12 protein-coding genes are annotated in these 13,528 nt (G+C 72.1%); 9 read left to right on the forward strand and 3 right to left on the reverse strand.

From position 1 onward, the window contains the following. Positions 1 to 526 precede the first annotated feature (526 nt). Together B7R87_RS21585 and B7R87_RS21590 are read right to left on the reverse strand one after the other, a co-directional pair. Positions 527 to 1,879, reverse strand: a complete 1,353-nt coding sequence (locus B7R87_RS21585) for a M14 family metallopeptidase (protein WP_006346944.1) — start codon at positions 1,877 to 1,879, stop codon at positions 527 to 529. 339 nt (positions 1,880 to 2,218) lie between these two features. Next, positions 2,219 to 3,913 carry a chitinase gene (locus B7R87_RS21590; RefSeq protein WP_006346943.1) on the reverse strand — a complete coding sequence of 565 codons (1,695 nt, stop codon included), beginning with the start codon at positions 3,911 to 3,913 and terminating at the stop codon, positions 2,219 to 2,221. 751 nt (positions 3,914 to 4,664) lie between these two features. Here B7R87_RS21590 and B7R87_RS21595 point away from each other — a divergent pair. The 8 genes from B7R87_RS21595 (at position 4,665) to B7R87_RS21630 (ending at position 12,808) form a co-directional block, all read left to right on the forward strand. Further along, positions 4,665 to 5,576, forward strand: a complete 912-nt coding sequence (locus tag B7R87_RS21595) for a hypothetical protein (RefSeq protein WP_006346942.1) — start codon at positions 4,665 to 4,667, stop codon at positions 5,574 to 5,576. A 192-nt stretch (positions 5,577 to 5,768) separates the two neighbouring features. Continuing rightward, entirely contained in the window at positions 5,769 to 6,482 is a 714-nt protein-coding gene (gene cpaB, locus B7R87_RS21600; RefSeq protein WP_006346941.1) for a Flp pilus assembly protein CpaB, read from the forward strand. A 7-nt stretch (positions 6,483 to 6,489) separates the two neighbouring features. Beyond that, positions 6,490 to 7,743 (forward strand): AAA family ATPase, encoded by a 1,254-nt coding sequence (locus B7R87_RS21605; protein WP_006346940.1) that lies wholly within the window; start codon positions 6,490 to 6,492, stop codon positions 7,741 to 7,743. Further along, entirely contained in the window at positions 7,740 to 8,219 is a 480-nt protein-coding gene (locus tag B7R87_RS21610; RefSeq protein WP_233168895.1) for a TadE/TadG family type IV pilus assembly protein, read from the forward strand. Before B7R87_RS21605 ends, B7R87_RS21610 begins: the two co-directional genes overlap by 4 nt. A gap of 752 nt (positions 8,220 to 8,971) precedes the next feature. Further along, on the forward strand, positions 8,972 to 9,349 hold the full coding sequence (locus B7R87_RS33165; protein WP_187144617.1) for a TadE family protein: 378 nt from the start codon (positions 8,972 to 8,974) through the stop codon (positions 9,347 to 9,349). 64 nt (positions 9,350 to 9,413) lie between these two features. Next, a complete protein-coding gene (locus tag B7R87_RS21620) occupies positions 9,414 to 10,757 on the forward strand; it encodes a CpaF family protein (RefSeq protein WP_006346938.1) in 1,344 nt (447 codons plus the stop codon). Positions 10,758 to 10,953: 196 nt separating this feature from the next. Further along, positions 10,954 to 11,895 (forward strand): type II secretion system F family protein, encoded by a 942-nt coding sequence (locus B7R87_RS21625; RefSeq protein WP_006346937.1) that lies wholly within the window; start codon positions 10,954 to 10,956, stop codon positions 11,893 to 11,895. A 13-nt stretch (positions 11,896 to 11,908) separates the two neighbouring features. Then, complete coding sequence (locus tag B7R87_RS21630; protein WP_006346936.1) at positions 11,909 to 12,808, forward strand: DUF5936 domain-containing protein; 900 nt, start codon at positions 11,909 to 11,911, stop codon at positions 12,806 to 12,808. A gap of 324 nt (positions 12,809 to 13,132) precedes the next feature. Here the strand turns inward: B7R87_RS21630 and B7R87_RS21635 are convergent, their stop codons facing one another. Then, complete coding sequence (locus B7R87_RS21635; RefSeq protein WP_157997797.1) at positions 13,133 to 13,285, reverse strand: hypothetical protein; 153 nt, start codon at positions 13,283 to 13,285, stop codon at positions 13,133 to 13,135. Between B7R87_RS21635 and B7R87_RS21640 the strand changes: the two genes are divergently transcribed. Further along, complete coding sequence (locus tag B7R87_RS21640) at positions 13,254 to 13,499, forward strand: hypothetical protein (protein WP_040914561.1); 246 nt, start codon at positions 13,254 to 13,256, stop codon at positions 13,497 to 13,499. The two genes, B7R87_RS21635 and B7R87_RS21640, sit on opposite strands and share 32 nt — an antisense overlap. Positions 13,500 to 13,528: the final 29 nt, after the last annotated feature.

The following is a 13,528-nucleotide window of genomic DNA, read 5'->3' on the forward strand; positions in this document are numbered from 1 at the left end:
AACAGTTGGCGGGTTCACCACCGGCAACGGTCGCCAATCTCCTTCATGGACGTTCGGTAAAAGGCGACACGCGGGCGCACTGCATAAATTTCCGGCCAGTTTTTGGCAAGGCGAGTGGGGTGCGGGGCGGGGTTTCCCGGGGGCTGCGGGGTGCCGCGGACCCTGGGTCGGCGCGATACCGCCGTGCGGCGGGCGACCGGTGGTGAAAAGGGGGCACGCGGGAGGGGTGTTACGCAGACGGGTGCGGGCGTGCGCGGGCGTCCGGCGGCGTACGAGGGCGTGGGACGTCCGCTGCCGCGCGCCCTTGCGGGGGAATCACCGGGCGGCGCGGTGCGGGGGTCCCCCGGGGCGGGCGCGTGGTGCCGGGACGGGGGTACGGGACCGGCCGCCCCGGCCGGGGAGGGCGTGGCGTCCCGGGCGGCCCCGGGGCCGGGGGTACGGAGCCGGGGCGTGCGCCTGGTTGCGTACGCACGCCCCGGCCGCCGGGCACCCGTCACTCCGGGGTCGGCCCGGTGTCAGCCCCGGGTCAGCAGTACTGCGCCTCCTTGCCGATGGACCGGTACATACAGTCCGAGTTCTCCAGCAGTTGCAGTACGGCGTCCCGGTTCCGGCTGGTCTCCCGTTCGATCACCTCGTCGGGCGGGTAGAAACCACCGCCCGAAGCGGTCCGCGGGAACAGCTCGAAGGTGTAGCCGAAGATCCGCTGGTCGCCCCAGAGCCAGTCGTCGATCGACCCGTCGGTGATGTACAGATCGCTGGACTGCTGCGGGGTGAAGCCGTTGCTGGCCGCCATCTTCTGGCCGACGGCCGCGAAGGCGTTGCGGTCGTCCTGGGTCATCCCGGGACCGGTGTCGGAGTAGGTGTAGCCGTACGGCCAGAGCACCAGCTCGCTGTAGGTGTGGAAGTCGATACCGGTTTTGATCTGCTGCACCCCGCCGACGACCCGGGTGCGCACGAAGTCGGCGACGACCTTCACCTCGGGCGCGGACTCCGCGGCCCGGCCGCGGTAGGTCTCGGACGAGGGGCTGGTGGAGGAGCCGCCGCAGCAGCCCCAGCGGTAGTTCCAGTTGCGGTTGAGGTCGGTGCCGACCGCCGTGGAGCCGGTGTTGGGCTGCCGGTTCTTGCGCCACATGCGGTAGCTGCCGGTGGCGATGTCGTACTCGCTGCCGTCGGGGTTGATGCTCGGGATCACCCAGATCTCGCGCCCGTTGATCGCGTTGGTGATCCGGGAGTCGGTGCCGTAGTCCTCGGCGAACTCGCGCAGCAGATAGAGCGCCATCTCGACGGTGAGGTGCTCGCGCGCGTGCTGCTGCGAGGTGAACAGCACCTCGGGCTCGTTCTCGTCGGTGTTGACGTTGTCGCTGATCTTGATGGCGACGATGTCACGGCCCTGGTAGGTCCGGCCGATCACCCGCTTGCTCATGATGTTCGGGTTGGCGGCGACGCGCTGGTCGATCGCCGCCGTCATCTCCGCGTAGTTGTGGAAGCGGGAGTCGGCGGGCGGGAAGTCGAGGGCGCGGACATCGGCCCCGGCGGCCGCCCGGGCGCCGGGACCCGGCAGCGCGGTCAGCCCGTACCCGAGGGCGCGGAGCTTCTTCGCCTGGGCCGGGGTGGCGCTGACGACGACCGCACGGGCGTCGACCTCGTCGATCGCCACACCGGTCGCGGCGAGCCTGGTGCGCGCCGCAGCTCCGGTGACGTCGGCGACCTGGTACTGGGTGATGGTCTCCGCGGCCGCCGCGGCGGCCGCCGCCTTGTCCGCCTTGGGGTCGGGTGGTGCGGCGCTTGCGGTGAAGGGCGCGGTCAGCGCGATGGCCAGCAGGGCGGTGACCGCGGCGTTCCGTCTGCCACGGCCGCTGCCACGTATGCGTAGGCGCATGCTGTCTCCTGGAAGGTGGGGGTGGAACAGAAATGCGACGCCGGTGGTGCTCTGCGTGGGCACATGGTGGTGCCGTGACATGGTCAGGTCAAGATGGCGTCGGTGGCGGGCCCCGGGCAGGAGACGGCGGTACGCAGGAGAGCCGCAGGTCCGCGGTGCGGGCGGCGGTGCGGGGACGGCGGGAACGGGTCCGGAACGCGCGACAGCGCCACCGGGACAGGTCGGTGGCGCTGCCGCTGGTTGTCGTACGACCTTCGGCGTGGGGTTGGACGGTCCGTACGACTGGTCGGGCGGTGTTACGGACGGATCAGGTGCTGCGGTGTTACGGAAGGGCAGGTGTTACGGAAGGGCGTCGACGTGCGGTCCGACGACGCTGGACCAGGCGTTGCCGGCCGTGGCGTCCCAGTTGATGGACCAGGTCATCGCGCCGCGCAGACCCGGCCAGGCCTGGGCCGGCCGGAAGGTGCCGCAGCTGGTGAGCTTGGTGAGGCAGTCGAGCGCCGCGGTCACCGTGGACGGCGAGACATAGCCGCCGCCCGCGCCCCGCGGGGAGGCCGGGACCCCGATGCCGACCTGCGACGGGTCGAGACCGCCCTGGATCTGGATGCACGCGAGGGCGGTGAGGAAGTCCAGCGAGCCCTGCGAGTAGACCCGGCCGTCACAGCCGAGCATCGCACCGCTGTTGTAGTACTGGGTGTTGACGACCGTCAGGATGTCCTTGACCGCCAGCGCCAGCTTGAAGTACTCGGTGCCGGTCGACTGCATGTCGATGGTCTGCGGGGCCATCGTCAGGACCATCCGCGGGCCCGCCTTGGCGGAGAGCTGGCGGAGCGCCTTGGTCAGGTAGGTCGAGTTGATGCCGTGTTCGAGGTCGATGTCGATGCCGTTGAAGCCGTACTCCTGGAACAGCGCGTAGGCGCTGTTGGCGAAGGCGGTCGCGGACGCGTCGCTGTTGATGGTGACGTTGCCCAGCTCACCGCCGACGGAGATGATGACCGACTTGCCCGCCGCCTTCTTGGCCGCGATGTCCGACTTGAACTCGGCGACATTGGCGTAGCCGAGCGCGGAGCTGAGGTTGAAGGTCAGCTCGCCGGGTGTGGTCGTGGAGTCCGCGAAGGCGACCGCGATGATGTCGTACTGCGGGCTGACGTCCCGCAGCTTCTGCACCGTCGCGCCGTTGTTGAAGTTCTGCCAGTAGCCGGTCACCGCGTGCCGCGGCACCGGCGGAATGACGTCTTCCAGCAGGGTGCGGACATTGACCGGCGGGGACGAGACCGCGGACTCGCCCGCGGTGTTGGCCGCCGACACCGAGAAGGCGTACTGGGTGTTGGGGGTCAGCCCGCTGATGGTCGTGGAGTTCGTGGTGACCGTCTGGACCTTCGTCCCGTTCCGGTACACGTGGTACTGGGTGGCGCCCGGGGAGGCGTTCCAGCTCAGCGGGACGGTCGTGGTGGTCGGTGAGCCCGCGGCCAGGCCTGCCGGGACCGGCGGGATCACGGGCGGCTCCTCGCCGCCACCGCCGCCGTCGGGGCCGAAGACGCTGACGTCGTCGACGTAGTAGGCGGACTGGCCGTACCAGCCGTGGGTGTAGACGGTCACCGAGGTGGTGGAGGCGCCGGTACGGAAGGTGGTGGAGAGCTGGTTCCACCCGGTCCCGCCGGGCGACCAGGTGGAGACATCGGTGGTGCCGGTGCCGGTGGCGCCCAGATAGACGAAGCTCCCCTGGACGTAGGCGCTCAGGGTGTACGTCGAGTTGGGCTTGACCGCGACGGACTGGCTGCACCGCGCGATGTCCTGGCCCGCCGGGGTGCCCTTGAGGGCGCCCGCGCCGGTACGGACCGGAGTGGAGGTGGCCGCGCCGTTGCCTCCGGTACAGCTCCAGTTGGCCAGTCCGGTCTCGAAGCCCGGGTTCTTGGCGTTGTTGATGTCGGCGGCCTGCGCCGGGCCCGCGGCGCCGAGGACGGTGAGACCGGCGCCGACGGCCAGCGCCAGGGTCGCTCCGAGCCACTTGCGCGGACGTCTGGTGGATACCACGTACTGCCTCCGGAAGGTGTGGGGGTTGGAGGTACTTGGACGGTGCCGGTGCGTGGGGTGGGGGGATCCGAGTGGGCGGAAGCCGGGTGATCAGGTGGGGATCAGGTGGACCGGGGTACCGGTGGGGGGCGGTGAGACCTGAGGAAACGCAGGGGGGAACGGGGGGAAACCGCTCGGCCGCCGGGCAGGACCCGGGGCGAACGGGCCGAACACGAGAACACAGGAGGAACGGTGGTGCCGCTGTGCGGGCGGCGAATCCGCCGTTGGCGTAAAACTGGTCCAGACCAATCGGGTTGTCAAGACCTCTGTCAGCGATTCGTCGATCCCGGCAGCCCCGGCCGCCCCGCGCGCGACCGGCCGGGTCCCGTCCGACCGGGGGCGATTTTCGGCCGAATCCTTGACGGGCGGCCGGGACCGGGGCCGAACGGCCCTTGCGCCGGAGGGGCCCGTCTGCCGTGGCGCGTCGCCCGGGTCCGCCGGGCGGCCGGGGTCCGGAGCTGGGCCGGAGCCGGTGGATCGGTACCGTAATACCGCCATTCGTACGGCCGTGTCCTGAGCGGAGCGTGCTCGGGGCAGGGCGGTGAGTTCCGGCGGGGTGTTCTCTGGCTCCCACCTCGTGGCTAAAGTGCTGATGCAGGAGCAGCAGGCAGTACGGAACCGCGGTCACGGACTCCCGTCGACCGTTGTCGAACGGGGAACCAGCGTGCCGACCGCAATAGCTGTCACCAGCGCAGATCTGGTGCTACCGCCCATGGACGCGCATACGCCGACGGCGGCGCAGCTCCCGTCCCCCGACGAGGCTCCGCTGGACGACGCCATCCGGGCGGCCGGATTACTCCTGGAGCAGTACGGCCATGTCGTCGTGGCGTACCCCGCTTCCCTCCCGGTCGCCCATGAACGCCGGCTGTACACCGTCCGGTCCGTGCTGGAGAGCCACCGTCTCGCGCTGGTCAAACTGGACCTCCCGCCGCTCGGCACCGCCGTACTCGTGCGCCAGCTCCGCCAGTTGTCGATCTGCGACTTCGGCCCCGGAGTCATCGCCTCCGCCGCGCGGCTGCTCTCGCACTACGTCTACGCCGGGGCGCTGCTGCACTCCGTGGCCAAACTCGACCGGGTCCCCGTCGGCCTGAAGTCGCACGCCAAATCATGGGTGCCCGGGGCCCAGTTCGCCGTCCTGGCGAGCCCGGCCCCCGAACTCATCAAAGTCGGCTCGGGCGGGCAGTCCGACCCGCCGCTGCTCACCGGGCCCGATTTCGCCACCCGGATGGTGCTCGCCCGGGGCCAGGCCCAGCCGGACTGGGTCAGTGGCACGCTGGCCCCCCACTGGCAGGCGCAGGGCGTCGACGAGGTGCCGCTGCCCGCCGCGTCGTCAGCCTGGTGGGGCACACCCAAACTGGTGGAGTTCGCCGCCTTCCTGCCCGATATCGCCATCCTGTACCAACTCGTCTCGTCCGTCCGGCGGGAGGCGTGTTCGTGGTGCGGTATCGAACTGATCGGTGACCTCTGCGGATTCTGTGCCGCGCCCGTCGCGCCCGGCGGTTCCGGTGGCTCCGGTGGTCCTGGCAGTCCCGGTGGTCCCGGTGGTCCCGGCAGTCTTCACCACCCCGATCGGGGTCGGTCCCTCCCTTCCGGTGTCCTGGGCCATGGAACACCGGCGGGCTGACCCCGCAGGCCTGCCCGGAGCAGGACCGTCCGCGCGAGGGGCCGGCGGACCCGGTGGTCCCGCCGGTCGCCTGCGCGCCGCCCGGCCCGGCCCGGGCCCCCGGTCCGCCCGCTGTCCCGTCCGGTATCCCGCGTCCCTTCCCGTCCGCCGTACGTCTCTGCCGTCCTTTCTGCGAACGAGGTTCCCCAGCCCATGAATTCACGCCAACGCCGAGGCGTCATCCTGCTCACGATCTCGGTCCTCTGCGCCCTGGCGGCCTTTGCCGGTGTGATCGCCGTGATCGGCGACGTGAATTCCAAGGTCGGTCCCGAGGTGACCGCGTACCGGGTGAAGACCGAGATCGCGCCCTACTCCGCGCTCCGCGCCGACCAGTTCGAGAAGACCAGCATCCCCGAGCGCTGGCTTTCGGACAGCGCCGTCACCGATCTCGACGGCATCGGCGGGCGGATCGCCGTCACCACCCTGCGCAAGGGCTCCCTCCTCCAGGAGGACATGATCGTCAAGCGGCCCGCGCTGGCAGCCGGCGAACAGGAGATCGCGATCATGGTGGATGCCGCGACCGGAGTCGCCGGCAAGATCACCCCCGGTGATCTGGTGAATATCTTCGCCACCTTCGAGGGGCGCCGGGAGAGCGACCCCGACGAGTCCCGGATCATCGTCTCCCGCGCCCGGGTCATCGACGTCGGACGGCTCACCCCGATCACCGCCAAGGGCGACGAGCGCCGCGACGCGGCCCGCGAGGCGGTGCCGATCACCTTCGCCCTGAACACCGCGGACGCCCAGCGGGTCGCCTATGCCGAGTCCTTCGCCGAGAACGTCCGGCTCGCGCTCCTCGCCAAGGGCAGCCCGGGGGCGCTCAGGCCCGGCGACAGCACGTACACCCTCGACGAAGACAAGAACAGGTGAGTGCCGGATGACCACACGCATCCTCCCGGCCGTCGGAGATCCGGACGCGGCCCGGGCCCTCACCACCCTGCTGAGCCAACTTCCCGGCGCCGAGCCCGCGCTGCCGGTCGCGGACTCGGGGAGCCTGCTCGACCTGCTGGCCCGGCTCGCCGCCGAATCCCTCGACGAACTGCCCGAGGTGGTCCTGGTCCACGAGCGGATCGGCCCGGTCCCGGCGCTGGAGCTGATCCGGGAGATCGGGCTGCGCTTCCCGGCCGTCGGTGTCGTCCTCGTCACGGTCGACGCGGGCCCCGGCCTCTACTCGGCCGCGATGGACTCGGGCGCCCGCGGGCTGATCGGGCTGCCGCTGTCGTACGACGAACTCGCCCAGCGCGTGCAGTCGGCGGCGGGCTGGTCCACCGGGGTACGGCGGCATCTCGGGCACGCCGGGGAACTCGTCGCCGGGCCCGGCGGGCGGGTCGTCACCGTCAGCGGGGCCAAGGGCGGGGTGGGGACGACCGTCACCGCCGTCCAGCTGGCGCTGGCGGCGCGGGCGTCCGGCCGTACCGTCGCCCTGGTCGACCTCGACCTGCAGTCCGGGGACGTCGCCTCCTACCTCGATGTCCAGTTCCGGCGCTCCATCGTCGATCTGGCCGCCATCCAGGACATCTCGCCCCGGGTCCTCCAGGACGCCCTCTTCGCCCACCAGACCGGCCTCGGGCTGCTGCTGGCCCCCGCCGAGGGCGAGCGCGGCGAGGACGTCGGGGACCGGGCCGTACGCCAGATCCTGCACGCCCTGCGCGGACGGCACGAGATCGTGGTCGTCGACTGCGGCACCCAGATGACCGGAGGCAACGCGGCCGCCATCGAAACGGCCGATACGACCCTGCTGGTGACCACGCCGGACGTGGTCGCGGTACGCGGCGCCAAACGGATGGTCCGGCTCTGGGACCGGCTCCAGATCCGCAAGGCCGAGGAGACCGTCGTGGTGGTCAACCGGCACACCCGGGCCACCGAGATCCAACCGCCGCTGATCGAAAGGATCACCGGGACCCGGGTCGCCCGGTCCACGGTGCCCGCGGGCTTCAAGGAGCTCCAGCCGGTGATCGACGCGGGCCGGATGCAGGATCTGGAGGCCCGGTCGGCGGTGAAGCAGGCCCTGTGGGCGCTCGCCGGTGAACTGGGCCTGGTCCGGGTCCCGGAGGAGGCGGTGGCGCAGAAGACGGGCCGGCTCCGGGGCGACCGGGGGTCGATCGGGCTGCGGCGGGGGCGGTCGAGGTGACAGCCCGCCGGGTGGGGCGGTACGGCCGGGGGCGGCCGCGACGCCGACTGCGGTACGGCCCCGACCGCCCGGGGACGGCGCGCGGATCGGGCCGGGTCCGGCCGGGGAAGGTACGGCGGTACGGGGACCGGGGCCAGGCCGTCATCGAGTTCACCGGCACGATTCCGGTGATCCTGCTGACCATCGGGCTGCTCTGGCAGGCGGCCCTCACCGGCTACACCTTCTCCCTCGCGGGGAACGCCGCCGACGAAGCGGCCCGGGCCGGGGCCGTGGGCGGCGGGTCCGCCTGCGCGGACGCGGCCCGCCGGACCCTGCCCGGCAACTGGCAGGGCGCCGAGATCAGCTGCCGTGCGGACGGGGAGCTGTACCGGGCGACGGTACGGCTCCGCGTCCCGGCCTTCTTCCCCGGCGCCGCGGACCTCCCGATCCCGGTCTCCGGCGACGGCGCGGCCCTCGACGAACGGAGCGACCGATGACCACGGGACGGCCTCCGGCCGGGGGCGGCGTGGGCCCCGGGGGGCCCGAGGGCCCCGTGAGCCGGTGGTGGACTACCGGCCCGGGCCCGGCCGTCGGTCCGCGCCGGACCACCGGAACGGAACGGGACCTGCCGAGCGGTCCCGCACCTGCGGGCGGCGGGGTTCCCGGACCGGGTCGTTGCCCCACGGGGCCGGGCGACCCGGCCGCGGCGGGGTCCGTGGACGGGGATCCGGGCCCGGACGGCCGTACGGGCTCCGGCGGGCCCACCGGGCCCGCCTTCCGCACCGGCCCCGTGCTCCGTATCGGCTCTGTTGACCGGAACCGGTTCCGGTGGGGGCGCCGGGCGAGTGGTCCCGCCGTCAACGGGCTCACCGGCGGGCCCCGGGCGGGTGACGGCATTGCCGAACCAGCTCCGGTCCGGATCCGGAGCGGGCGCCGCGGGAGCGGTCCTGCCGTCGACGGGCTTTCGGTCCGGCTCCCGGGCGGGCTCCGGGCGGATGGCGGTGGCGTCGAACCGGTTCCGGCTCGGCTCCGGGCGGATGGCGGTGGCGTCGAACCGGCTCCGGCTCGGCTCCGGGCGGGTGCCGTCGGCGTCGAACCGGCTACGGCCCGAGGCCGGAGCGGGGGCCGCCGGAGCGGTCCTGCCGCCGACGGGTCTCCGGCCCGGATCCCGGGCGGGTCCCGGGCAGACGGCGGTGCCGCCCAACCGGCTCCGGTCCGGGGCCGGGGCCGGGGCGGGCGCCGGGAGGGGCTGCCCTCCGGTCATCGCCCGGCCGCGCGGGATCGCGGACAGGCCGCCGTCGAGTACGCCGGGGTGCTCTCCCTCCTCGTCTTCGTCGCGCTCGCCGCCATCCAGATCGGCCTCGTCGCCTACACCGCCCAGCAGGCCGGCACCGCCGCCCGGGCCGCCGCCCGGACCGAGGCCACCCTGGACGGCACCGGGCGCGGGCCCGCGGCCGGACGGGCGGCGATCAGCGGCTGGCTGGCGGACGGCGCCCGCTTCGACCCCGGCACCTGCTCCGGCGAGGACGACGAGGTCTCCGTGACCGTCGTCGTCGAGGTGCCGTCGCTGCTGCCGGTCTTCGACTTCGACCCGGCGGTGAGGACCGTGACCATGCCCTGCGACTGACGAGCCCCATCCGTACCCCCCGGCTCACCCCCGGATCCACCGCACCACCTGGGAGTTGACAGACATGAGCCTGCGGGCGCGCATCAGCAGCCCCGAACCGGCCGACGGCCGCAGTGAGGTCAACCGGCTCGTCGCCGTCTACCGCGCCAAACTGCTGGAAGAGATCGACCTAGCCGAGATGTCCGCCCTCGCCGCCGTCGACCGCCGGAACCGGCTGGAGCGGGTCCTCGGGCACATCATCAGTCGCGAGGGCCCGGTGCTCTCCACCGCCGAACGCACCCAGCTGATCCGGCGCGTCGTGGACGAGGCCCTCGGCCTCGGCATCCTCGAACCGCTGCTGGAGGACGTTTCGGTCAGCGAAATCATGGTCAACGGCCCGGAACAGGTCTACGTCGAGCGCGCGGGCCGGCTGGAACTGCTGCCGATGCGGTTCTCCTCCACCGAGCAGCTGATGCAGACCATCGAACGCATTGTCTCCACCGTCAACCGTCGGGTGGACGAGGCCAACCCCATGGTGGACGCCCGCCTCCCGTCCGGCGAGCGCGTCAATGTCATCATCCCCCCGCTCTCCCTCAGCGGCCCCATCCTCACCATCCGCCGCTTCCCGCGCGCCTTCACCCTGGCCGAGCTGATCGGCGCCGGATCGCTGGACGAGCAGATGACCCTGCTGCTCGCCGGATTCGTCCGGGCCAAGTTCAACGTGATCGTCTCCGGCGCCACCGGCACCGGCAAGACCACTCTCCTCAACACCCTCTCCGGACTGATCCCGGAGGGCGAACGCATCGTCACGATCGAGGACTCGGCCGAACTCCAGTTGCAGCAGAGTCATGTGATCACCCTGGAGAGCCGCCCGCCGAATGTGGAGGGCAAGGGCCGGATCACCATCCGCGACCTCGTCCGCAACTCGCTGCGCATGCGCCCCGACCGCATCATCGTGGGAGAGGTCCGCGGCGGCGAGACCCTCGACATGCTCCAGGCGATGTCCACCGGCCACGACGGCTCCCTCGCCACCGTCCACGCCAACAGCGCCGAGGACGCGCTGATGCGGCTCCAGACCCTGGCCTCGATGTCCGAGGTCGAGATCCCGTTCCTGGCCATCAAGGACCAGATCAACAGCGCGGTGGATGTGATCGTCCAGCTCACCCGGCACGCCGACGGCTCCCGCCGGGTCACCGAGATCGCCGTGGTCGACTCCTTCGGCCGGGAGGAGTACCGGATCGTCTCGGTCTGCCGCTTCGAGGCCCTGCCCATGTCGGCCGACGGCCGGGTGCACGGCCGGTTCGTCTACCACCCGGTGCCGCGCCGGGTCGCCGAGCGGCTCCATCTGCGGAACGAGGTGCTCCCGCTGGTGTTCGGCGTGGCGGACAGCGTGGCGCAGCTCGCCGTACGGGAGACGAGGACCCTGTGACCCCGATCCGGTACGACACCGGGCCGCGGCGCGGCCGTGAGCCGTACCGCGGACACCCGCAGCCCGGTGGACGCCCGCAGCCCGCCCCGGGCCGGGACCCCGCCCGGGACTGCGCCCCAGCCCCCGCCCCCTACGCCTGGCGGCGTGGGGGGACCCCCAGTGCCCCTCCCGTCGACGCAGAAGGTGCCCGCCCCCGATGAACACCCTCCCGCTCCTCAGCCTCGCGGCCGTCCTGCTCGCGGGCGTGGCCGGGGTGGTCGGCGTCCACTACTGGTCGGCCGGCCGGGCCCAGCTCCATGCGCTCGTCGAGCGCATGTCCCAGACCGGCCCCCCGCCCGAACTCTCCGGCCGGCGCCGCCGGTTCCCCGGCCTCGACCGCCGGGTCCGCCGGACCCGGTTCGGCCGCAAGCTGGAGCGCCGGATCAGGACGACCGGCCTCGACCTCACCCCCGGCGAGTACGTGGCGGCCACCGCCGCCCTCCTCGTCCTCGTCTATACGGTCGTCGCCGCCGTCTTCACCCCCTTCTTCGGGGTCCTCGCCGCCTTCGCCGGACTCTGGGGCGCCGAGTCCTTCCTCGGCTGGCAGCAGGCCAAGCGCACCGAGGCCTTCATCAACCAACTGCCCGAGCTGGCCCGGGTGCTCGCCAACGCCACCCAGGCCGGGCTCGCGCTCCGTACCGCCCTCGCCATGGCCGCCGACGAACTCGACGATCCGGCGGGCGCCGAACTCGGACTGGTCGCCGACCGGCTCGCGGTCGGCCAGAGCCTCGACGACGCCCTCGCCGAACTCGGCGAACGCCTCCCCTCCCGGGAACTCGTCGTCCTCGTGACCACGCTCGTCCTCGCCAACCGGGCCGGCGGCCAGGTCGTCAGTTCGCTGCGGAACCTCACGCAGACGCTGGAGGAGCGGAAGGAGACCCGCCGCGAGGTCACCACGATGCTCTCCCAGATCAAAGTGACCGCCTTCGCCGTCCCCCTCCTCGGCTTCGGCTTCCTGCTGATGATCAACGGCATGTCGCCGGGCGCCCTCGACGAGATGACCGGTTCCTTCGTCGGCCAGACGGCCACCCTGATCGCCGTCGGCCTCTACGTCCTCGGCGGGCTGCTGATCCGCCGCATCTCCCGCATCCAGGTCTGAAAGGGGCAATACGATGGCTGGACTGTCCGGACTGCTCCTCGCCGTACTCCTCGGACTGTCGGTGTACGGAATCTTCCACGGCGTCCGCATGTACCGCGCCGACGCCAAGCTCCCCGGGGACCTCGTCCTCGCCCTGGAGGTCGGCGCCACCCGCACCACCGCCGTCGGCTCCGGAATCGACCGGCTCGGCATGCGCTACGCCCCCGCCGTACTCAACGCCATGGGCCCCAAACGGATCGACGCGCTGCGGCGGCGCCTGGACACCGCGGGCAACCCCGGCGGGCTGACCGTCGACCGCTATGCCGCCCGCCGCGCCGTCTACGGCGGCCTCGGGCTGCTCGCCGCCCTCTCGATGCTGCTGCGCGGCGAATACCTGGTCGCGGTTCTCGCCCTCCTCTTCGGGCTCACCTGGACCGATGTGATCATCCGGGCCGCGATCCGCCGCCGCCGCGCCGATATCGAGCGCACGCTCCCCGACTTCCTCGACGTCCTCGCGGTCGTCGTCTCCGCCGGACTCGGCTTCCGCCAGGCGCTGGAACGGGTGGCGGACAAATACCGGGGGCCGTGGGCCGACGAGATCCGGATCACCCTGCGCCAGATGGACATGGGCGTCAGCCGCCGCGAGGCCTTCGACCAACTGCGCAGACGCAACGACAGCGAGCAGGTGTCGATGTTCGTCACCGCGCTCCAGCAGGGCGAGGAGCTGGGCGCCCCGATCGTGGAGACGCTCATCCAGATCGCCAACGACATGCGCCGTACGGATGCCCAGAACGCCCGCCGGGACGCGGCCCGGGCCATCCCCAAGGCCACGCTCGTGGTCACCCTGATCATGCTTCCGGCCACGATGATCCTGATCGTGATGAGTTTCTACTACGGCTCCGGGGTGGACTTCGCCGATGTCCTCGGCGGCTGACCGGTACGGGAGGAGGCTGCGGCTGTGAACGAGTCCGGAGTACGCGGCGAGTTGACCCGAAAGCCTTTGCTTTCGCAATCGGATATGGGACATTCGACGGCGGGCCCCGGGCCGTCCGGCGGTCCGTGCGCCACCGCGCCGACCGGGTCGGGCAGTCGGGAGGGGGACCCCGTGACAGCAGGACTCCGGCGGGTTCCCTGCCGACCGGCGGAGCCTCCCGCCGGGACCGTCTCCGCCGACGGCCGAAAATCGCCTTTGTTTCCCCAACTCGGCGCCCTGGCGGGATGTTGGTGCCCGGGCCCCCTTCGCAACCGTATCGCCGCGTCATACAGTGCTCGCGAGGCCGTCCGCACGGACCGCGAGGAAGCCGTCACGGCGGGTGGTCTCATGGACCGGTACGAGCCGGGCGGGTGTCGTGCCGCCGTCGGCGCCGAAGGGGAAGACGATGTCGAACGTGACGCTGAAGGCCTTGGCCAAGGCCCGGGTGCACCTTTCCGCCTGGACGGCCACCAGGGCCGAGGCGCTGAGGGAACGGCGCGACCGGGGCCAAGGCGCGGTGGAGTACGTGGGCGTGATCGTGCTGGTGGCGATCATCATTGCCGCGGTGGCCGGTTCGGGCGTGGGCGACGATATCGCCAACGGCCTGAAGTCGCAGGTGCAGCGGGTGCTGAACACCGGCGGCGGGAAGTAGCCGGAGCGCGCGACCGGGGCCAGGCGGCC

The sequence above is a fragment of the Streptomyces tsukubensis genome (assembly GCF_003932715.1).
Taxonomy (GTDB): domain Bacteria; phylum Actinomycetota; class Actinomycetes; order Streptomycetales; family Streptomycetaceae; genus Streptomyces; species Streptomyces tsukubensis.